The following is a 21,275-nucleotide window of genomic DNA, read 5'->3' on the forward strand; positions in this document are numbered from 1 at the left end:
GCTGTCTCTAGGATACGGGTGCCGTGAGGAAATCAATGACTTCCTCGACCCTTCCCAGCAGTGACGGCTCCAGATCGGCGTAGGAATTGACGCGTGAGAGCAGCCGCTGCCAGCCAAGGCCCACGTCTTCGGCGGTGGTGTGCGGCCAGCCGAAGGCCTTCAGGATGCCCAGTTTCCACTCCATGCTGCGCGGCACCACGGGCCAGGCCGGGATGCCCAGGGTGGAGGGCTTGATGGCCTGCCACACGTCCACGTACGGGTGCCCCACCACCAGAACGTTGCGGCCCATGCCGGGGGACGCCATGAGATTTGCCACAATCCGGGATTCCTTTGACCCGGGCACCAGGTGGTCCACCAGAATGCCCAGGCGCCGGTTGGGCCCCGGGGAGAAATCGGCCACGGCGGCGGCAAGGTCGTCGATTCCGCGCAGCGGCTCCACCACTATCCCCTCCACCCGGAGGTCGTCTCCCCACACCTTCTCGACAAGCTCGGCGTCGTGCTTGCCCTCCACCCAGATGCGGCTGGCCTTGGCCACCTTGGCGCGGGTGTCGGCCACCTTCACCGAGCCGGACGCGGTGCGCAGCTTCTGAACTGTTGGCGCCTGCACCGGTGCAATGAGCTCCACGGGCTCGCCCTCATGCAGGAATCCGAAGCCGAGCGGGAAGGCGCGGACCTTGTTGCGCCGGTCGGCCAGCTCCACAATGTGCATGCCGCCGGATTTTTCCAGCCGCACGACGGCGCCGGCCCACCCGGTCTGCACGTCCTCCACGACCAGGCCCGCGCGGGCCTCGAGCTTGGGCAGCACCCTGGCTGCGGGGGCGCTGAGGTCCTGGGGCCCCCACTGGTTGTAGTGCACTAAGAAACCTGTCTGTCGCATGGTTCGGGCAACGCTCTTGGCGAACGCTGCAGGCTGAAAACCCATGCTATCCGGTGGGCCCGCCCGGGACCGCGCATTTGGCGGTGCGGTGCGGCCGGGAAGGGCCGGGCAAAAAGTATTAGAATTGGCACTTGATTGGGTAGAGTGCTAATAAAAGTGCCCGGCCGCTGCACGTTTGTCAGCTGCACGTTTGTCATGGAGAGGAGGTGCCGGCATGAGTGAACCGCGGAAACTGGAAGTCCTTCGCGCCATTGTTGAAGACTATGTCCACACGCGCGAGCCCGTGGGCTCCAAAGCGCTCGTCGAGCGGCACCACCTGGGCGTCTCCAGCGCCACCATCCGCAATGACATGGCGGCACTGGAGGACGAGGGCCTGATCATGGCCCCGCACACCAGCTCCGGCCGCATCCCCACTGACAAGGGCTACCGCCTCTTCGTCGACCAGCTTTCCACCGTCAAGCCCCTTTCCGCCGCTGAGCGCCGCGCCATTTCGGTGCTGCTGGAGGGGTCCACCGACCTCGACGACGTCCTGGAGCGCACCGTCCGCGCCCTGGCCCAGCTGACACACCAGGTGGCGGTGGTCCAGTACCCGCGCTCCGGCGATGCCGCCGTGCGGCACATTGAGTTTGTCTCGCTGGCCGCCCGCCAGGTCCTGGTGGTGCTGATCCTGGCCTCCGGCAAGGTGGAGCAGAACGTGATCGACGTCGGAGCGGTGTTGGAGGATGCCGAACTCGCGGCCCTGCGCCAGGTGTTCCTCGCCGCCCTGCACGGCGTGGCCGTCGCGGCCCTGCCCGACGCCGTTTCCCGCATTCCACTGTCCCTGCCCCCGGCGGAGCAGGGCCCGGCCGCCCGGCTGGCCCAGGGGCTGGCGCTGCTGGCCCGCAATGCCCGCGAAGACAGGATTGTCATGGCCGGCACCGCCAACCTGGCCCGCTCCAACAACGACTTCCCGCTGAGCATCGGCCCCGTCCTCGACGCGCTTGAGGAGCAGGTGGTGCTGCTGCGCCTGTTGGAGGCGATGGCGCAGGACTCCCTGGGCATGGCGGTGGTGATCGGGCGGGAAAATCCCCACGACTCGCTTGCCGAGGCATCCGTGGTGGCCAGCAGATACGGTCCCGGCGAGGGCGCCAAACTGGGCATTGTCGGCCCCACCCGCATGGACTACCCCAACACCATGTCCAGCGTGCGCGCTGTGGCACAGTATCTTTCCAGAATTTTGGCCGGCTAACAGGCCACCGTTCCACCCATTACAAGAGAGCACATTTTGAGCAACCATTACGACGCCCTGGGCGTCTCACGCGATGCAACGGCCGAGGAAATCAAGAAGGCCTACCGCAAGCTTGCCCGGAAGCTGCACCCCGACGTCAATGACGCACCGGACGCGCAGGACCGCTTCAAGGCGGTCACGCACGCCTACGAGGTGCTCTCGGACCCGCAGAAGCGCCGCATCTACGACACCACCGGCAACGAAAATGGCAATGACAACGGCGGCGGCGGTGGCGGCTACGGCGGCGACGGCTTCGCCTTCCAGGACATTTTCGAGACATTCTTTGGCGGCGGTGGCGGCGGCGGCCGCGGCCCCGCCTCGCGCACCCGCCGGGGCCAGGATGCCCTGATCACGGTCCGGGTGGAGCTGCGCGAGGCCGTGTTCGGCGTCAACAAGAAGCTTGAAATTGACACCGCCATCACCTGCCCCACGTGCGACGGCAGCTGCTGCCGCCCCGGCACCTCGCCCACCACCTGCGACATCTGCCACGGCAGCGGCCAGATTGAGCGCCCCATGCGCTCCATCCTGGGCAATGTCATGACCCTGGCCACCTGCAACTCCTGCCAGGGCTTCGGCACCCAGATCCTGGACCCCTGCAACGAATGCATGGGCGAGGGCCGCGTGCGCCACCGCCGCACCCTGACCATCAAGGTCCCCGCCGGCGTCAGCACCGGCACGCGCATCCAGCTCTCCGGCCAGGGCGAGGCAGGCCCTGCAGGCGGCCCCTCCGGCGACCTCTATGTGGAGATGAAGGTCAACAACGACGCCGAATTCGTCCGCGAGGGCGACGACCTGCACGCCACGCTCAGCGTGCCCATGACGGCCGCGGCCCTCGGCACCGAGCTGACGTTTGAGACCTTCGACGGCGAACAGCCCATCAGCATCAAGCCCGGCACCCAGGCCGGTGAGGTTATCAACCTGCGCAACCTCGGCGTGACGCACCTGCGCGGATTCGGCCGCGGGGATTTGAAGATCCACATCCACGTGGAAACCCCCACCAAGCCCGACGCCGCGCAGGAAGAGCTTCTGAAGCAGCTGGCCGCCCTCCGCGGCGAGACGTTCACCGAGGGCCGGCTCGTCAGCAGCGGCGGCATGTTCGCCAAGCTGCGCGACAAGCTCGGCAACCTCTAGCCGCCATGAGCAACCCCGTCTTCTACGCCGCCCCCGGGGACCTGGCACCGCTCACGCCGGGCGACTCCTTCACCCTGGGCGGGGCGGAGGGCCGCCATGCGGCCACCGTCAAGCGGCTGGCCGCCGGTGAGCCTGTTGACATGTGCGACGGCGCAGGGCTGCGTTTGGTCTGCACCGTCACCGGGGCGGACAAGTCCTCCCTGACGGTCGAGGTCCGGGAGGTCCTGCACGAGCCGGCCGCAGTGCCGGCGTTCACGCTGGTCCAGGCCCTGGCCAAGGGCGACCGCGACGAGCTGGCGGTTGAGACCGCCACCGAGCTGGGCATCGACGCGGTGTTCCCGTGGCAGGCGGAGCGCTCCATCGTGCGCTGGAAGATGGACAAGGCCGTCAAGGGGCCCGAAAAATGGCGGGCGGTGGTCGCCGCAGCAGCCAAGCAGGCACGCCGCTCCAGCGTTCCCGTGGTGGGTCCGCTGCTCGGCACGGCCGGTGTGTGCGAACAGATTGCCGCAGCCGGACTGGCCCTGATACTCCATGAGGATGCCACCGAGTCAGTGGCGGACATTGCCCGCAGCTGGCGGGATGCACAGTCCGGCCAGGCCCTGGCCGGGACCGCCGCCGGCGAAGCAACGGCAGGCAACGCGCCGGTGCCGGCTGCCGGGGGCGTCTTGATGATTGTTGGCCCGGAGGGCGGCATGAGCGCCGCGGAGGTTGCCGCCTTCACCGACGCCGGGGCGCGGACCGCCCTGCTGGGCCGCCACGTCCTGCGCTCGTCCACGGCCGGGCCTGCCGCCGTCGTGCTGTTGAGCCAGGAACTGGGCCGCTGGTAGCAGCCGGGAGCAGTCCACGCGGTGCCCCGCCGGCGCGTGCCCACGGGGCCGGGGCCATCCGTGGCGCCGCCGCCAAACGGCGGGTGAAGGATCCGGAGCTGGCTGCCGCCAGCGAAGCGACCTGACCTGAGTGGAAGTTGCGGCCAAGACCACCCGACGTCTCCGTCTCGTGCCACGATCCTGCTGCCTGGGCACTTCCTGTTCCGGTTCGGTGTGCTCCAGCAAATGCGCAGGCGGTGTCATTGTGCCAGGCCGCCGCCTGCGGGTTCACTTGCGGATCCCGGACACCGGGAATCGATTCAGAGGGATCGGGACGGGCCGGATTGAACCAGTCGTTTCGAGCCCTCCGGGCTGCCGGTCCCGTGCCGCCCAACTTTTCTCCACGGGCGGGCCCATTGGACAGCCGCAACACCCCGGCGCCGATTCCCCGGCGGTTGGGAACGCGCGCCTGCTATTCGATGTTTTGCTCGGCGACCTGGACCAACTTGGTGTCGACGCCGATCCTCGTCCCGGGTGAGGCGGGGTCGTCAATGAATACGGAGAGTTCATAGGAGCCCGGCGGCGGGATCAGTGAGAAACTGAACGTTCCCAGCTCGTTGGCCCCCTCCGGAATCGCGACAGTACCGTTCAGGTACGGCTCGTCCGCCTTGCCGTTGCTGCTCTTGGCCAGTTCCCAGGCCAGCGTTCCTGTGGGGGAGATCCCCTGGCCCTCAACCTTCAGCGGCAGGGTCTTGTACCGTGCACCCTGCGAGGGGGAGATGATCCACACCGGCGCCACGAGGGATGCGTCGCGGGTCATGGGCTTGTCCAGGGGCACGTGGCCAAAGGCGTCGTAGCCTGTGTGCCCGTCCACCAGGACGGAGACCTGGATGGAACTGCTGGGATCAACCAGCCCCGCCATGGCCGCCGCGGCGGTGGCGGTGTACACCAGCTGCGCCACGGAGCGCTGGGCGATCCCCGCATCCACCTTTTGTGCAAAGGCGTCGGCGGAAACATCCACGGTGATGACGTTCTTGGCCGAGATCGAGGCGCCAAGCCGGGAGGGCGTGTTCCACAGGGAGAAATAGTCCGGGTCCCGTGGCTTGGTCGACATCATGGTGCGCAGGGCGGCCACCATGGGGTCGTCGGTTGACTTCGCCGGGAAGAATTCGCGGTACAGGAAGACATCGTCGTTGCTGCGCCCCAGCCAGTAGACGGGCAGCGTCTGCGAGGACGTGGCCGTCTCCAGGGGTGCCGCGGTGACGAGTGCGGAGGAGGACGATGTGGTGCTGGCCGGCATCGTGGCATCCTGCTCGGCGGAATCATTGTTGGTGCAGCCGCCCAGGGCCAGGGAAACCGCCAGGCCCAGGATGGCGCAGCGGTCCAGTACGCGGAGGCGGTCGGAGGTGCGGCGCTGTCGGCGGCTCGCATCGGCAGGGACGCTGCGGCGTCCAGGCGGTGCGGGGGACAAGGCTGACATCGGTTTGGGCGCTCGCTAATCTCGTGGTGGTGGGGTGTTGCGGCGGTTTCGCCGGCAACGGTTAAGGCGGTGGTGTTCTTCAGCATCCCCACAAGACTTCGAACTGAGTCCAGCTTGGCACAAGAGACGCCCCGGGAGGGGCCAAAATGTGCCGTGGGCGAGGAACTGAAACCGTATCGAAACACTTGCACCGCCTGACGGGCCAAAGATGCGCTGACGGCTTAACCGGGCCGGGGCCCGCCCCGCTGCCCGTGCACTAGAATTTAGAACACCAAGTACACATGAGCACGACCGGCACGCAGCGGCCGGAAGCACCGAGGAGAGATTTCAGGCCGGAACCGGCCGGATTTATGGCAGAGACAACAGCGCACCGCCAGGACGCATATCCCGAAGAGGGCCCCGGGCGGCACTTCCCACATTCCGTTGACGGCACGCGCACCGAGGTGGTGCACTTCTTGTCCACCGAACAGATGGTCGCCGCCCTGGGCGCCGAGGATGAGGGGCTGCGGATCGTCGAAAGCCTCTACCCGGGAGTCGCCTTCATGGCGCGCGGCAATGTCCTGACCATCACCGGACCCGATGCCGTGGTGCCGCGCATCATGCACCTGATGGAGGAAGCGCGCGGCATGGTTGCCCGCAACAACACCATGAGTGCAGCCGTGTGGGAGCAGCTGGCTGCCATGCTCAAGAGCCGCCCGGACACCTCCGTGGTGGACATCCTCAGCCACGACATCCTCTCGAGCCGCGGACGGACCATCCGCCCCAAGACAGCCAACCAAAAAGACTATGTGGATGCCATCGACCGCAACACCGTGGTCTTTGGCATCGGCCCGGCAGGCACCGGCAAGACCTACCTCGCCATGGCCAAGGCCGTCCAGGCCCTGCAGCACAAGGAAGTCAGCCGCATCATCCTCACCCGCCCTGCCGTGGAGGCGGGGGAGCGGCTGGGATTCCTGCCCGGCACCCTGAACGACAAGATCGACCCCTACCTGCGGCCACTGTATGACGCCCTTCATGACATGATGGACCCGGAAACCATCCCCCGGCTCATGGCCGCGGGCACCATTGAAGTGGCGCCGCTGGCCTATATGCGGGGCCGCACGCTCAATGATGCGTTCATCATCCTGGACGAGGCGCAAAACACGACGCCGGAACAAATGAAAATGTTCCTGACCCGACTGGGCTTTGGCTCGAAGATTGTGGTCACCGGTGACGTCACCCAGATCGACCTGCCCACAGGCACCCGGTCCGGGCTGCGCGTGGTCAGGGAAATCCTCCAGGATGTGGATGACATCAACTTTTCCCTGCTGGACGCCGGCGACGTGGTGCGCCACCGCCTGGTCGGCGCCATCGTCAGCGCCTACAACGACTGGGATGACGCCCATCCCAGCCCCACCACCCCGAAGGAAAGCACCTCGCGATGAGCATCGAAATCAACAACGAATCCGGTGTGGAGGTGCCCCAGGAGGAGCTGGTCAAGCTGATCCGGCACATCCTGGCAGCCATGTTCGTCCATCCCCAGACCGAGGTCTCGGTGATCCTGGCCGACGTCCCCACCATGGAAAAGCTGCACATCGAATGGATGGACGAGCCCGGCCCCACGGACGTGCTCTCCTTCCCCATGGATGAGCTGCGCCCCGGCACGGCAACCCACCCCACCCCGGCGGGGCTGCTGGGCGACATCGTGCTCTGCCCCGTCGTCGCGCAGGAGCAGGGTGCAGCCGCCGGACACAGCATGGAGGAGGAGCTGCTGCTGCTCACCACGCACGGCATGCTCCACCTCATGGGATACGACCATGCCGAGCCGGAAGAAAAGGAAGAGATGTTTGGCATCCAGCGCGAACTCCTTGCCAGCTTCCTCGGCCGGGAAGCCCCCCGGGAGACCATGCAGTGATGCTTGTTGCATTGCCCGTCATGGGAGTGCTGTTCACTGCCATGGCAGCCTTCTTGGCCGCCCTCGAATCGGCACTGAGCTTCTTCCCCCGCCACGACTCCGAGGCTGTCGCCGCCCGCGGCCGGCGCCCCTCCCTGGAGAAAGTCTTGGCGGAGCCGGCCGTCCACCTGAATGCCCTGCGCTTTTGGCGCGTCTGGTCCGAGATGGCAGCCGCCGTCGCCGTCGCCATGTTCCTGGTCCGGCTGCTCGACAATGAATGGATTGCCGGCCTCATCGCCACAGTCGTCATGGCCGTGCTGGGCTTCATGCTGGTGGGTGTCTCGCCCCGGCAGCTCGGCCGGATGCACGCTGCCGGGCTGAGCGCCCGCTTCGCCTGGCTCATCCACCTGCTGCGCCGCATCCTGGGCCCTGTCCCGGAATGGCTCATCCGGCTTGGCTCAGTCCTCGCCAAAGGGGCCCCGGGCGGCGACGACGCCTTTGTCAGCGAAGAGGAGTTCCGAGAGTTCGTGGACCGCGCCAGCGAAGCGGACATGATTGAGGACGACGAGGCGGAACTGATACACAGCGTCTTCGACCTCGGCGAAACCATGGTCCGCGCGGTCATGGTGCCGCGCACCGACATTGTCAGCGCCGACCAGGGGGCAACCCTGGAAGAGGCGCTGGAGATCTTTTTGCGCTCCGGCTTCTCCCGCATCCCCGTGATCCGGGACAGCAGCGACCACATTCTGGGCGTGCTGTACCTCAAGGACGTCGTGGCCACACTGCACCGGCTGTCGGACCGCGACGAGCGGCCCACAGTCGAGCAGCTGGCCCGCAGCGTCCGCTACGTGCCCGAGTCCAAGACCGTCGCAGACCTGCTGAAGGAACTGCAACGCGAGTCCACGCACTTTGCGATCGTTGTGGACGAATACGGAGGAACGGCAGGGCTGGTCACGCTGGAGGACCTCATCGAGGAAATCGTCGGTGAAATTGCCGACGAGTACGACCAGGTGTCCCCGGACGCCCAGCTGCTCGCCGACGGAAGCTACCGCGTCAAGGCCCGCATGGCCATCGACGAACTGGGCGAACTGTTCGGCAAGGACATAGAAGACGACGAGGTGGACACGGCCGGCGGCCTGTTGGCCAAGCACCTGGGCAAGATACCCGCCGTCGGCAACAGCGTGGAGGTCAGCGGCATCCTGCTCGTGGCCGAAAGGATCGAGGGCTCACCCAACCGGGTCAGCCACCTCATTGCCAGCGCCGTGGAACCGGCCGAGAATGACACTACGGCCATCACGGCCCCCACCGAACAGCAACACAGGAGCGATTCATGAGCAAGAACAAGGGCAAGTCCGGCCTGGTTGAAACCAAGGGCGAGGGCTTCCGTGCCGGTTTTGCGGTTCTTGCCGGGCGCCCCAACGCCGGCAAGTCCACACTGACCAACGCACTGGTGGGGCAGAAGGTGGCCATCACCTCCGCCAAGCCGCAGACCACCCGGCACACCATCCGGGGGATTGTCCACCGCGACACCTTCCAGCTGGTCCTCGTGGACACTCCCGGGCTGCACCGGCCCCGGACCCTGCTGGGCAAGCGGCTCAACGATCTCGTGGCCGACACCCTGTCCGAGGTGGACGTGATCGGCTTCTGCCTGCCGGCCAACGAGAAGATCGGCCCCGGCGACCGCTACATTGCCGCCCAGCTGGGCAACGTCGGCAACAAGCCGGTCGTAGCCATCGTGACCAAGACCGACACCGTGGACCGCCAGGCCGTGACCGACCAGCTCATCGCCGTCGAGGCGCTGGGGCGCGAGGTCATCGGCGAAAAGGGGTTTGCCGCCGTCGTGCCGGTCTCCGCCGTGGAGGACTTCCAGGTGGAGACCCTGGCCAAGGTGTTTGCAGGGTACCTGCCGCTCTCGCCGGCGCTGTACCCCGACGGCGAACTGACGGATGAGCCGGAAGCCGTCATGGTTGCCGAACTGATCCGCGAGGCCGCACTGGAGGGCGTCCGCGACGAACTGCCGCACTCGCTCGCCGTGGTGGTGGAGGAGATTGTGCCGCGCGAGGGGCGCAGCGACGACAACCCGCTCCTTGACGTGCGCGTGAACCTTTACGTGGAGCGGCCTTCCCAGAAGGCCATCATCATTGGCAAGGGCGGGGCCAGGCTCCGCGAGGTGGGCACCAACGCCCGCAAGGGCATCGAGGCGCTGCTTGGCACCAAGATATACCTGGACCTGCACGTGAAGGTGGCCAAGGACTGGCAGCGCGATCCCAAGCAGCTGGTGAAGCTGGGATTCTAGGGCGGCTCCCCTGCGGCCAGCGCGCCGTGGGGGAACTTCCCAGTTTTGCTCGCTACACTCTTGAAAGTCATTATCCGCTGCGAAAGGTACGTTTATGGGGAGTCGTCGTGTCGACCACGGCATGGAGAACATCTCCGGCGTCCCCGGCAGCGGACCCCTTGGCACTTCTGAACCGGCAGGCCGGCACTTCAAGACCGCCAAGAAGGCGCCGCTGTGGCTGCGGATTGCGGCGTTGACCCTCACCACTGCGCTGGTACTGGGGGTGGGCACCGCCGGGCTGCTGTTTTTCAAGCTGCAGTCCAACGTCAGCACCGCCAAGCTGAACGTCGGTGTGGGCAAGACCGGCGCCAGCCAGGGCCCCGCCGAGCAGACGGGCTCGCTGCAGATTCTCATCATCGGCACCGACACCCGAGACGGGGCGAACAGCGAATACGGCACCGCCGAGGATTCCACGGGCGAGGGCAACGCGGACGTGATGCTCCTGATGGACATCTCATCAGACAACAGCCACGTGTCCGTTACCAGCTTCCCGCGCGACCTGATGGTGCCCATCCCTGACTGCGAAACACCCAGCGGCATTGTCTACGGAGCGCCGGCGGGCCAGCTCAACGCAACGCTGCAGGCCGGCCCCGGCTGCACGGTGGCGGCCATCAACGACATCACCGGGCTCACCATCGACCACTTCATGCTGGCCGACTTCACGGCCGTGAAGGAACTGTCCACGGCCTTGGGCGGGGTGGAGGTCTGCATTGACCACGACCTCAACGACAACCCCGGCTCCGGGCTGATCCTGCCCGCCGGCACCAGCTGGATCTCGGGTGAACAGGCCCTGCAGTTCCTGCGCACCAGGCATTCCTTCGGCGACGCCAGCGACCTCGCCCGCATCCAGGCACAGCAGTATTTCCTCGGGTCCATGATTCGCAAGATCAAGAGCGAAGGCACCCTGACGAATCTCCCGAAGCTGTACACGCTGGCGGATGTTGTCACCAAGAACCTCACGATCGACGAGGGCCTGGCCAACATTCCTTCCATGGTGGGCATCGCCACGAGGCTGGCAAAGATTGACCTGGGCCAGGTGGCATTCGTCACTGTGCCCAACACCCAGTACGTTGGCAACGACAGCAAGGTGCAGCTGCTGGAACCGGATGCGGGGCAGTTCTTTGCCGCCCTGCGCAACGGCACCTCGCTGACGCCCGAGCCGGCGCCCGCGCCGACCGGGACGCCCACGCCCGGCGACACACCGTCGCCGGAAGAAAGCACCGGCGAAGCTGCCGGTCCGGAAACCACGGACCCCGAAGCTGCGCCGTCGGCGTACGACAAGGGGATCCAGCCGATTTCCGTGGCGAACGCATCCACGCTGGCGGGCCGGACCACCGAGCTCATCCAGGCGCTGGCCGCCGACGGCTTCGCCAGCACCTGGCCCGCCGGAGACCTGGCAGCCCAGACGGAGACGAAGGTGCTGTACGGCACCAACATGGCTGACGTGGCGCACGACGTCGCGGCCCTCTTCAAGCTGCCGGACACGGCGCTCGTCGAGGACCCTGCCATCACCGGGGTGCAGCTGGTTGTCGGCACCGACTGGGTGTCCGGCACGGACTACGGCACCGTGGTGGTTCCGGACAACATCGTGCAGAGCACCGCCGACCAAACCGGCCAGTGCCTGACTGTCAACCCCGACATGTACCTGCGGTAGGCGGCACGCAAAAGGCGGCCCGGACAATGTCCGGGCCGCCTTTTGCGGCTTTACCTGCAGCTCTACCAGATGCTCACGCGCTCTGCGGGCTCGCGCCACATCGCGTCGCTGGGCTGCGTGCCGAAGGCCTCATGGAAGGCGTCGAGGTTGCTGACCACGGCGTTGCAACGCAACTCGGCGGGGGAGTGCGGGTCCACCGTGAGGCGCCGCAGGGCCTCCTCGGGCCGGATTTTGGTGCGCCAGCACTCTGCCCATGAGTAGAAGAACCGCTGTGCGCCGGTGAGGCCGTCAATGACGGGCGGTTCTGCGCCGTCGAGGCTCAGCAGGTAGGCCTTGTAGCCGATCGCCAGGCCGCCGAGGTCTCCAATGTTCTCGCCGAGGGTCAGTTCGCCGTTGACAAACTCACCCGGGGCCGCCGTGGGGGAGAGGGCGTTGTACTGGTCCACCAGCTTCGCCGTCAGGGATTCAAAGGCGGCTCGGTCGTCGTCGCTCCACCAATTGCGCAGGGCGCCGGTTCCGTCGAATTGGGATCCCTGGTCGTCAAAGCCGTGGCCGATCTCGTGCCCGATCACGGCGCCGATGCCGCCGTAATTGGCGGCGTCGTCGGCCTCGGCGTCGAAGAAGGGCGGCTGCAGGATCGCCGCCGGGAAGACCACCTCGTTCATGGTGGGGTTGTAGTACGCGTTGACCGTCTGCGGGGTCATGAGCCATTCGTCGCGGTCGATCGGGGCGCCGATCTTGGCAAGCTGGCGCGCAAGTTCAAACTCGTTGCTGCGTTCAATGTTGCCGAGCAGGTCGCCGGCCAGGATCTCAAGGGAGGAGTAGTCCCGCCATTTGGCCGGGTAGCCGATTTTTGGGATGAAGGCGGCCAGCTTCTCCAGGGCCTTCTCCTTGGTGTCGGCTCCCATCCAGTCCAGCTCGGTGATGCTGTTGCGGTAGGCCTCAATCAGCTTGGCCACGAGGGCCTCCATGCGGGCTTTGTGGGTTTCCGGGAAGTGTTCGGCAACATAGAGCTGCCCCACGGCCTCGCCGAGCACGCCCTCAACCAGCGCAACGCCGCGCTTCCAGCGTTCCCGGATGGCGGGGGTGCCGCTGAGCGTGGTCCCGTAGAAGGCAAAGTTGGTGTCGACAAAGTCCTTGGAGAGGTAGGCGGCGAGGCTGGAGATGGTGCGCATGGCCAGCCACGCCTGCCAGTCCGCGCAGCGTTCCTGCACCAACAGCGCCCGCTGGCCGCTGAAGAACTCCGGCGTTGCCACCACAAGTTCCGCGCCCTGCGCCTCCGTGACGCCCAGGGCGTCGAGCCAGGTGCCCACCTCGGGCAGGAGTGCCTGGGCCTCGGCCCGGCCCATGAGGTTGTACGTCTTCTGCGGGTCCCTCAGGGACACCTTGTCCAGGTGGGTTGCGGCAATTTCGGTTTCCAGGGCCATGATGCGCGGCGCCTTGGCGGCTGCGTCGGGAACCCCTGCCAGCTCAAGCATTGCCTGCACATGCGCCACGTAGGCGGTGCGCACCGCGTCGAACTTATCCTCGCGGTAGTACGACTCGTCGGGGAGCCCCAGCCCGGACTGGAAAAGGTGCAGCAGCGCGCGGTCCGGATTGCCGGCGTCGTTGTTGACATACGCGCCAAACAGGGTGCTGCCGCCCGTTCGGTCAAGATCGCCCATCAGGCGCACCAGGGCGTCGATGCTGTCCGCGGCGTCGATGGCGGCCAGCTTGTCGGCCAGCGGGCCTGCTCCGGCCGCCTCGATGGAATCCTCGTCCATGAAGTCCGCGTAGAGTGCGCCGATCTTTGCGGAGAGCACGGGGTTGGCGGCCCCGGGGTTCTGCGCCTCCGTTGCGGCGTGTTCGATGATGGCCCGGACGGCGGCCTCTGAATCGTCCCGCAGGGTGATGAAGGAACCCGTCACGGCGCGGTCCTCCGGAATCACCTCCGCCTCCAGCCAGGCTCCGTTGACATGGTCAAACAGGTTGTCCTGCGGCCGGGTGCTCGGGTCGATGTAGCTGAGATTGATACCGGAATGGCTCAAGTGAATCAGGTCCCCTTCTTGGGTCGGCGGTCGATGGCTCACCCTGCACAAACACACGCCAGGTGAGTTGGTTCACCATCATCCTACGTGCCGTGCTAGGGTAAAAATGTGCGCACTGGAATGCTTCTTCTTAGCTGCCGCGGCGAGGCCTAGCCCCTGTTGAACTGTTCGACACGGACCATGGCCGCCCTCGCTGCGGTGTTTGTGTTGCCCGGCCGGCCTCCCATCGTTGAACAAAAGTAAGGTCACACTTCCATGCGAAATGCGCAACAGCCCTCCGGTATGCCCGTCGAGCGCTACATCCCCTTCCAGGACCAGATCACCGTCAGCCTGCCGGACCGCACCTGGCCGGACAAGGTCATCACCGAGGCCCCGCGCTGGTGCGCCGTGGACCTGCGCGACGGCAACCAGGCACTGATCGACCCCATGAGCCCGGGCCGGAAGATGAAAATGTTCCAGCTGCTCGTCAAGATGGGCTTCAAGGAGATCGAGGTGGGTTTCCCCTCGGCATCGCAGACCGACTTCGACTTTGTGCGCCAGCTGATCGAAGGCGGCCACATCCCCGACGACGTCACGATCCAGGTCCTGACCCAGGCCCGCGAACACCTGATTGAGCGGACCTACGAGTCCCTGGTCGGGGCCAAGCAGGCCATCGTCCACCTGTACAACTCAACCTCCGTGCTGCAGCGCCGCGTCGTGTTCAACCAGGACGAGGACGGCATCCTGGACATCGCCCTGCAGGGTGCGCGGCTGTGCAAGAAGTACGAGGAAACCCTGGTCGACACCAAGATCACCTACGAATACTCGCCGGAGTCGTTCACCGGCACCGAACCCGAGTATGCGCTGCGCGTCTGCAACGCCATCGCCGACATCTTTGAGGCCTCGGCCGAGAACCAGGTCATCATCAACCTGCCCGCCACGGTGGAAATGGCCACACCCAACGTGTACGCCGACTCCATTGAATGGATGAGCCGCAACCTGCACCCGCGCGAAGGCATCGCGCTGTCCCTACACCCGCACAACGACCGCGGCACCGGTGTTGCCGCCGCCGAGCTGGGCTACCTGGCCGGCGCGGACCGCATCGAGGGCTGCCTGTTCGGCAACGGTGAGCGCACCGGCAACGTGGACCTGGTCACCCTGGGCCTGAACCTGTTCACCCAGGGCATCGACCCCATGCTCGACTTCTCAGACATCGATGAGATCCGCCGCACGGTGGAGTACTGCAACCAGCTGCCCGTCCCCGAGCGTTCCCCCTACGGTGGCGACCTCGTGTTCACCGCCTTCTCCGGCTCGCACCAGGACGCCATCAAGAAGGGCTTCGAGGCCATGGAGGCTGACGCGGCCGCCGCCGGGGTTGAGGTCGACGCACACACCTGGGCCGTCCCCTACCTGCCCATCGACCCCAAGGACCTCGGCCGCAGCTACGAGGCCGTCATCCGCGTCAACTCCCAGTCCGGCAAGGGCGGAGTGGCCTACCTGCTCAAGAACGAGCACAGCCTGGACCTGCCGCGACGCGCCCAGATCGAGTTCTCCGGCGTCATCCAGCAGCGCACCGACACCGTGGGCGGCGAGGTCAGCGCGGCCGAGCTGTGGACCATCTTCAAGGACGAGTACCTGCCGGCCGAGGAGTCCGGGGAGCAGTGGGGCCGCTACCGTGTCGGCGCGTTCACCACGTCCACGGACGACGACGGCGAGCTCACCCTGACTGCCAAGCTGACGATCGACGGCACGGCACACACCCGCACCGGCACCGGGAACGGGCCCATTGCGGCGCTGCTGGCGATCCTGGCCGAGGACGGCATGGACGTCCGGGTCCTGGACTACTCCGAGCACGCACTGTCCGAGGGCGGCGACGCCCGCGCCGCCGCATTCGTGGAATGCGCCGTGGGCGAGCGCGTCCTGTGGGGTGTGGGGATTGACCCCAACACCTCAACCTCGTCACTGAAGGCCGTCATCTCCGCAGTGAACCGGGCCATCAGGGACGCGCAGGCCGCTTAGCCGGCACGGTCCGGGGCCGCCTGCCCGCGACGTGCCCTGCCTGTTCCATCACGAACACCCCGGCAGCGTTCCATCACTGGTCCGCCGCCGGGGTGTTCGGCGTCACGGGCCAATTCCTGCGGTGTGCCAGCGCCGCACGCGCGGTCAAAGATGGGACAATGGAGGGGTGTCCAACCAATCCTTTGCCGCCCGCACCTTCCGTGACGATGCGGTGGTGCTGCGCACCCACAAGCTGGGTGAGGCTGACAGGATCATCATCCTGCTCTCCCGGCACCACGGGCAGCTGCGTGCCGTGGCCCGCGGCGTGCGCCGGACCAGCAGCAAGTTTGGCGCCCGCCTGGAACCGTTCATGGTCGCGGACCTGCAACTGCTGAAGGGCCGTTCGCTGGACATCGTCACGCAGGCGGTGGCCCGGGCCAGCTACGGCGGCGCCATTGCCGCCAACTACGACAAATACGTGGTGGCGGCTGCCATGACGGAAACGGCGGAGCGGCTGACGGATGTCGACGGGGAGACGTCCAACGCCCACTACCAGTTGCTGGTGGGTGCCCTGGCTGCGCTGAGCCGCGGTGCGCACGCCCCGGAACTGATACTCGATTCCTACCTGCTGCGCGCCGTCTCGATCGCGGGCTGGGCCCCCAGCTTCACCGAGTGCGCCCGCTGCGGCGAGCCCGGTCCCCACGGGGCATTCAACGCGGCCCTGGGCGGGGCGGTCTGCCACGACTGCCGGCCGCCGGGCTCACCCGCGCCGGCACCGGAAACCATGGCGCTGCTGGGCGCCCTGCTGAGCGGAAACTGGCCCGGTGCCGACGCCTCGGCGCCCCTCCACCGCCGGGAGGCCGCAGGATTGGTGGCAGGATATGTGCAATGGCATTTGGAGCGCACGGTGCGCTCCCTGAAACTCGTGGAGCGTGTGTAAACAACAATGGCCGTCAAACGCAGCAGTCGCAGCAAATCCAAGCCGCCCGTGGTGGCGCCCTGGCCGCACGCCTCGGGTGCCACCGTCCCCGCCATCCCGGGCGAGTTTGTTCCCCGGCACGTGGCCATCGTCATGGACGGCAACGGCAGGTGGGCCAACCAGCGCGGCCTGCCGCGGGTGGAGGGGCACAAGGCGGGCGAACCCGCACTGCTGGACGTCATGGCCGGGGCCATCGAGATGGGCATCAAGTACGTCAGCGTCTACGCTTTCTCCACCGAAAACTGGAAGCGCTCACCTGAGGAAATCCGCTTTCTCATGGGCTTCAACAAGGACGTGCTGCGCCGGCAGCGGGATCAGCTGGACGCCTGGGGCGTGCGCATCCGCTGGGCAGGGCGCCGTCCCAAGCTTTGGGGATCCGTCATCCGCGAGCTGGAGGAAGCGCAGGAACGCACCAAGGACAATGACGTCATCACCTTGACCATGTGCGTCAACTATGGCGGGAGGGCGGAGATTGCCGACGCCGTCACCGCCCTGGCTGCCGACGTCGCCGCCGGGCGCCTGAGCCCCAAGTCGGTTTCGGAGAAGACCATCCAAAAGTACCTCTACGTCTCCGAGGCTCCCGACGTCGACCTCTTCCTGCGCTCCAGCGGCGAGCAGCGGCTGTCCAACTTCCTGCTGTGGCAGTCCGCCTACGCAGAATTCGTCTTCATGGACACCCTGTGGCCCGACGTCGACCGGCGCACGCTGTGGCAGGCAGTGGAGGAATATGCCAGCCGCGACCGCCGATACGGCGGGGCCGTTGACGCTGCAGCCAAGCCCTCATAACGCCCCGCCCCGTTGACCCTGTCGCAGCAATGGCGGCTTTTCCCTGGACCCTGTCGCAGCAGTGGCCGGTTCTTGTTCGTCCCTGTCGCAACCATGGCTGCCGGGCGGCGTCATGCCGGCGGATCGACGTAGCCGCGCATCCACCGCTCCAGCCGTGCATAGGCCTCGTGCCTGACGGGACCGAGGCTCAGGAACACCTCGTGCAGCGCACCCTCGATGCGTTCCAGGCTCACGCTGTCGCCCAGCGACAGCGTCCGCAGTGCCAGCGAACGAACATCCAGCACCACGTCCGCATGCAGCATGGCGTCGCTCCAGACGGGGCCCAGCATGCTTTTGGCCGAGAGCAGGACCAATATGGGCATGGGCAGCTTGAGGCCGGAGGCCACTTCTTGCTGCGCTGCCAGGATCGCCTTCATCCAGCCGGCGCGGACCGGGAAGGCCTGCGGGGGGCGCAGCGACTTGTCCACGGGCCATTCTCCGTACGCCTGGTCGCTGATGCCGCGCCAGTAAAACGACCGCTCGGGGACGCGCATGCGCATGAGGGGGCGCAGGTCAGCAAGCTGCACCAGGGGAGTGGCCGCCCGCCTGATCGCGGCCCCGCCCTGGATCTCCAGCCACGGGCTGTTCAGGATCAGGTTGCCCACCAGCCCCGGGTGGTGGTGCGCCCACAGCGTGGCGATCAGCCCGCCCGTGGAGTGGCCTACGAGGACCACAGGCGTTGGAACGCCCGTGCGATCCGCCAACTGTTCCGCAGGCCGGTGCTCGGCCGCGTCCACCGGATGCGCGCCGGCGATGAGTTGGTGGGCAGCAAGGATTTCAGCATCGTAGTCGGCCAGGTCCGCCACATACCCGCCCAGCTCCACCGAGTCGAGGCTGCGGCCGTGGTTGTGCAGGTCGATGGCATAGAACGGGTGGCCCCGTGAGGTGAAGAACTCCGCCAGTGCAGTGTTGTAGAAGTAGTCGCTCCAGCCGTGGATGAACAGCACCGGCGGCAGCACCTGCCGTCCACCGGCACCCGCCTCACGTGGCGGCCACGCCCCGCCGGTCCGGGCCGGCGCCGATCCGCTGCCGGCGGGCCGGTGGCGGACCAGAGTTGAGCGGTAGTCACCGGTCCCGTCACGGGCCGGCACCCGCAGGGTCGTGGACTGGTAGTCCGGGCCCAGGATGTCCTGGACCCACTCGGGGCCAGCTGCCATCATAAGACGGTGGCACCTGCCGCGTGCCGTCCCGCCGTCCGTCCGGAGAACAGGCAGCCGCCCAGAAACGTTCCTTCCAACGACCGGTAGCCATGCATGCCGCCGCCGCCAAAGCCGGCAGCCTCGCCGGCGGCGTAGAGGCCGGGAATGGGGGAGCCGCCACCGTCGAGAACCCGGGACTGCAGGTCCGTGGCCAGCCCGCCCAGGCTCTTGCGCGTCAGCGTGCTCAGCCGCACGGCAAACAGCGGCCCGTGCTCCGGCGCCAGCATGGGGTGCGGGGGGACGACGCGCATCAGCTTGTCCGTGGCGAAGCGGCGCGCCTCCCGGACCGCGTTGAGCTGCATGTCCTTGCCGAGCCCGCTGACCACCTGCCGGTCCCGCGCCTCGAGCGTCTCCTGCAGCCCGGCAGGGTCGATGAGCTCACTGCCCACAAGCGCGTTCATTTTCGCGGCCAGCTCGGGCGCCGTGGCGGCCTGCAGGAAGTCCACGCCCCGGTCGATGAAGTTCTGGATCGGCCCCGGGGCGCCCGGCAGGGCACGCTTGGCCAGCAGCTTCATGTCCTTGCCGGTCAAGTCCGGATTCTGCTCGGAGCCCGAGAGCGCAAACTCCTTCTCAATGATGGTCTTGTTCAGGATGAACCACGAATGGTCGTGCCCCGTGGTCTCCAGGTGCCGCAGCGTGCCAATCGAGTCAAAGCCGGGAAACAGCGGCACCGGCAGCCGCCTGCCCGTGGCGTCCAGCCACAGCGGCGACGGCCCTGACAGGATCCGGATGCCGTGGTTGGGCCACACTGGATCCGTGTTGTGGATGCCTTCCGGGTAGTGCCACATGCGGTCGGTGTTGATCAGGGCCCCGCCCGCCCCGGCCACCGCCTGCTGGAATTCGCCGTCCACTGACGCCGGGACCCCCGTCAGCATGTAGCCGGGACCGTTGCCGCCCGGCCACTGGTCGCGGACCATGGGGTGGTTGCCGCCGATCCCGCCGGTCGTCACCACCACGGCACCGGCCCCCACGCTGAAGTCGCCGGCCACCGCGCGGCTGCTCGCCTCTCCCCGGCCGACGGCGGATGCCTTCAGCAGCTGCCCGCCCACCCCGGCGACCCGGGCGCCGTCGAACACCAGCTCCGTGGCGCGGTGGCGGAAGCCGAACTGCACCTTCCCGGCCGCGACGCCTTCCTGCACCTTGGCCAGGAACGGGGCCAGGATGCCGGGGCCGGTGCCCCACACCACATGGAAGCGGGGCACCGAGTTGCCGTGGCCCTGGGCATCGTAGCCGCCGCGCTCGGCCCACTGCACGAGCGGGAAGAAGCGGACACCGAGCGAATGCAGCCAGGTGCGCTTCTCGCCGGCGGCGAAGTTGACGTAGGCTTCGGCCCACTGGCGCGGCAGGGCGTCCTCAGGGCGGTCAAAGGAGGCCGAACCCATCCAGTCGGACAGCGCCAGCTCGGCGGAATCCTTCACGCCCAGGCGCCGCTGCTCGGGTGAGTCCACCAGGAACAGCCCGCCGAAGGACCAGTGCGCCTGCCCGCCCAGGGATGCCTCGGGCTCCTGGTCGAGAATGATGACGGTGCGCCCGGCGTTGTAGGCCTCCGCCGCAGCCACCAGCCCGGACAGCCCGGCCCCCACCACAACTACGTCTGCCTGTGTCCATGTGCGCGCACCATTGCTCTCCATGAGGACATGCTAACGCCCCGCCGTGCCGGGATGCGTCACAATTCGGGTGCGGGCGTTTTGCACAAGCGCAGCGGAACCGGAAAACTAGGGGTATGCGAATATATCCCACAGTTTTCCGGCTTTGTTTCTCCTGGATGGATGCCGAAAAGGCTCACAAAATCGGCTTCACCATGATCAAGACCATCCATGCTGTGGGAGCCGGCGCTGTGCTGCGGCGCATGTTCACCCCGGATCCCGCCCTGCAGACCGAAGCGCTGGGCATGACCTTCCCCACCCCGTTCGGCCTGGCCGCCGGTTTCGACAAGGAGGGCCAGGGCATCAACGCGCTCGCCAACCTGGGCTTCGGCCACGTTGAGGTGGGCACCATCACCGGCCAGGCCCAGGACGGGAACCCGCAGCCGCGACTCTTCCGCCTGGTGGAGGACCGTGCCGTCATCAACCGCATGGGCTTCAACAACGACGGCGCCGCCGCCGTCGCGCCGCGCCTCAAGCAGGCGCTGGCCGGCCTGCGCAAGACCTACCCGGGGGTGCGCCCGGTCATTGGCGTCAACATTGGCAAGACCAAGGTGGTGGAGCTCGAGGACGCACTGGGCGACTACCTGGTCAGCGCCAGCACGCTGGCCCCTTCGGCCGACTACATGGTGGTCAATGTCAGTTCCCCCAACACGCCGGGCCTGCGCCTCCTCCAGGACGTCGCCACGCTCCGCCCGCTGCTGACAGGGGTCCGCGAGGCCGCTGACGCCGCGGCAGGCCGCCATGTGCCGCTGCTGGTGAAGATCGCCCCGGACCTGGCCGATGAGGACGTGGCCGAGGTCGCCGCCCTCGCCCTGGAGCTGAAGCTCGACGGCATCATCGCCACCAACACCACCATCAGCCGCGACGGCTTGAAGAGCCCGGCCGCCCAGGTTGAGGAAAAGGGCGCCGGCGGCCTCTCCGGCGCGCCGCTGAAGGCCCGCTCGCTTGCCGTGTTGAAGCAGCTGAAGGCCATCGTGGGCGAGGATCTCACCCTGGTTTCCGTGGGCGGCGTGGAAAGCGGCGCCGACGTCCAGCAGCGCCTCGACGCCGGCGCCACGCTGGTCCAGGGCTACACGGCCTTCCTCTACGAGGGTCCCTTCTGGGCTGCCCGCATCAACAAGGAATTGGCAGCCCTGCGCAAATAGGCCGGAGCCGGGGTCCTCTCGCGGGCGGTAAGCCTTCTCGCCCGTTCCTCGTTC

17 protein-coding genes are annotated in these 21,275 nt (G+C 67.1%); 12 read left to right on the plus strand and 5 right to left on the minus strand.

What is annotated here, in order from left to right:
* Positions 1-7: 7 nt before the first annotated feature.
* Complete coding sequence (locus tag JOF48_RS16230; protein ID WP_209682305.1) at positions 8-856, minus strand: DUF3097 domain-containing protein; 849 nt, start codon at positions 854-856, stop codon at positions 8-10.
* Between the two features lie 235 nt (positions 857-1,091).
* On the opposite strand from JOF48_RS16230, the gene hrcA reads away from it, so the two are divergent.
* From hrcA to JOF48_RS16245, 3 genes are read left to right on the plus strand one after another with little or no spacing between them, the layout of a single operon-like run.
* Positions 1,092-2,105: a heat-inducible transcriptional repressor HrcA gene (hrcA, locus tag JOF48_RS16235; protein WP_209682307.1), complete on the plus strand. Its 1,014-nt coding sequence runs from the start codon at positions 1,092-1,094 to the stop codon at positions 2,103-2,105.
* 36 nt (positions 2,106-2,141) lie between these two features.
* Positions 2,142-3,275 (plus strand): molecular chaperone DnaJ, encoded by a 1,134-nt coding sequence (gene dnaJ / locus JOF48_RS16240; protein ID WP_209682309.1) that lies wholly within the window; start codon positions 2,142-2,144, stop codon positions 3,273-3,275.
* Between the two features lie 5 nt (positions 3,276-3,280).
* Positions 3,281-4,102, plus strand: a complete 822-nt coding sequence (locus JOF48_RS16245; RefSeq protein ID WP_209682311.1) for a 16S rRNA (uracil(1498)-N(3))-methyltransferase — start codon at positions 3,281-3,283, stop codon at positions 4,100-4,102.
* Positions 4,103-4,553: 451 nt separating this feature from the next.
* Here JOF48_RS16245 and JOF48_RS16250 read toward each other — a convergent pair whose 3' ends face one another.
* Positions 4,554-5,552 (minus strand): GerMN domain-containing protein, encoded by a 999-nt coding sequence (locus JOF48_RS16250; RefSeq protein ID WP_209682314.1) that lies wholly within the window; start codon positions 5,550-5,552, stop codon positions 4,554-4,556.
* A gap of 359 nt (positions 5,553-5,911) precedes the next feature.
* Here JOF48_RS16250 and JOF48_RS16255 point away from each other — a divergent pair, with 359 nt between their 5' ends.
* From JOF48_RS16255 to JOF48_RS16275, 5 genes are all read left to right on the plus strand, one after another.
* Positions 5,912-6,985 (plus strand): PhoH family protein, encoded by a 1,074-nt coding sequence (locus JOF48_RS16255; protein WP_209682316.1) that lies wholly within the window; start codon positions 5,912-5,914, stop codon positions 6,983-6,985.
* Positions 6,982-7,455 carry an rRNA maturation RNase YbeY gene (ybeY, locus tag JOF48_RS16260; protein WP_209682319.1) on the plus strand — a complete coding sequence of 158 codons (474 nt, stop codon included), beginning with the start codon at positions 6,982-6,984 and terminating at the stop codon, positions 7,453-7,455. Before JOF48_RS16255 ends, ybeY begins: the two co-directional genes overlap by 4 nt.
* On the plus strand, positions 7,452-8,768 hold the full coding sequence (locus JOF48_RS16265; RefSeq protein WP_425353724.1) for a hemolysin family protein: 1,317 nt from the start codon (positions 7,452-7,454) through the stop codon (positions 8,766-8,768). Before ybeY ends, JOF48_RS16265 begins: the two co-directional genes overlap by 4 nt.
* Complete coding sequence (gene era / locus JOF48_RS16270) at positions 8,765-9,730, plus strand: GTPase Era (protein ID WP_209682325.1); 966 nt, start codon at positions 8,765-8,767, stop codon at positions 9,728-9,730. The genes JOF48_RS16265 and era overlap by 4 nt, the downstream gene beginning before the upstream one ends.
* Before the next feature lie 94 nt (positions 9,731-9,824).
* Positions 9,825-11,423: an LCP family protein gene (locus tag JOF48_RS16275; protein WP_245346579.1), complete on the plus strand. Its 1,599-nt coding sequence runs from the start codon at positions 9,825-9,827 to the stop codon at positions 11,421-11,423.
* A gap of 62 nt (positions 11,424-11,485) precedes the next feature.
* Here JOF48_RS16275 and JOF48_RS16280 read toward each other — a convergent pair whose 3' ends face one another.
* Positions 11,486-13,450, minus strand: a complete 1,965-nt coding sequence (locus JOF48_RS16280; RefSeq protein WP_209682328.1) for a M13 family metallopeptidase — start codon at positions 13,448-13,450, stop codon at positions 11,486-11,488.
* A gap of 255 nt (positions 13,451-13,705) precedes the next feature.
* On the opposite strand from JOF48_RS16280, the gene leuA reads away from it, so the two are divergent.
* From leuA to JOF48_RS16295, 3 genes are all read left to right on the plus strand, one after another.
* The gene (leuA, locus tag JOF48_RS16285) at positions 13,706-15,448 is read left to right on the plus strand and encodes a 2-isopropylmalate synthase (protein WP_209682331.1); all 1,743 of its coding nucleotides are present in this window, start codon (positions 13,706-13,708) and stop codon (positions 15,446-15,448) included.
* 166 nt (positions 15,449-15,614) lie between these two features.
* Positions 15,615-16,367, plus strand: coding sequence for a DNA repair protein RecO (recO, locus tag JOF48_RS16290; RefSeq protein WP_209682334.1), 753 nt, complete (start codon positions 15,615-15,617; stop codon positions 16,365-16,367).
* A 6-nt stretch (positions 16,368-16,373) separates the two neighbouring features.
* Positions 16,374-17,192, plus strand: a complete 819-nt coding sequence (locus JOF48_RS16295) for an isoprenyl transferase (RefSeq protein WP_209682337.1) — start codon at positions 16,374-16,376, stop codon at positions 17,190-17,192.
* Between the two features lie 110 nt (positions 17,193-17,302).
* Here the strand turns inward: JOF48_RS16295 and JOF48_RS16300 are convergent, their stop codons facing one another.
* Both JOF48_RS16300 and JOF48_RS16305 read right to left on the minus strand, forming a co-directional pair.
* Positions 17,303-18,391 carry an alpha/beta hydrolase gene (locus JOF48_RS16300; protein ID WP_245346580.1) on the minus strand — a complete coding sequence of 363 codons (1,089 nt, stop codon included), beginning with the start codon at positions 18,389-18,391 and terminating at the stop codon, positions 17,303-17,305.
* Complete coding sequence (locus JOF48_RS16305) at positions 18,388-20,061, minus strand: FAD-binding dehydrogenase (RefSeq protein ID WP_209682340.1); 1,674 nt, start codon at positions 20,059-20,061, stop codon at positions 18,388-18,390. The genes JOF48_RS16300 and JOF48_RS16305 overlap by 4 nt, the downstream gene beginning before the upstream one ends.
* A gap of 92 nt (positions 20,062-20,153) precedes the next feature.
* On the opposite strand from JOF48_RS16305, the gene JOF48_RS16310 reads away from it, so the two are divergent.
* The gene (locus JOF48_RS16310; protein ID WP_209682342.1) at positions 20,154-21,221 is read left to right on the plus strand and encodes a quinone-dependent dihydroorotate dehydrogenase; all 1,068 of its coding nucleotides are present in this window, start codon (positions 20,154-20,156) and stop codon (positions 21,219-21,221) included.
* The last annotated feature ends 54 nt before the right edge of the window (positions 21,222-21,275 follow it).

The sequence above is a fragment of the Arthrobacter stackebrandtii genome, from assembly GCF_017876675.1.
GTDB lineage: Bacteria > Actinomycetota > Actinomycetes > Actinomycetales > Micrococcaceae > Specibacter > Specibacter stackebrandtii.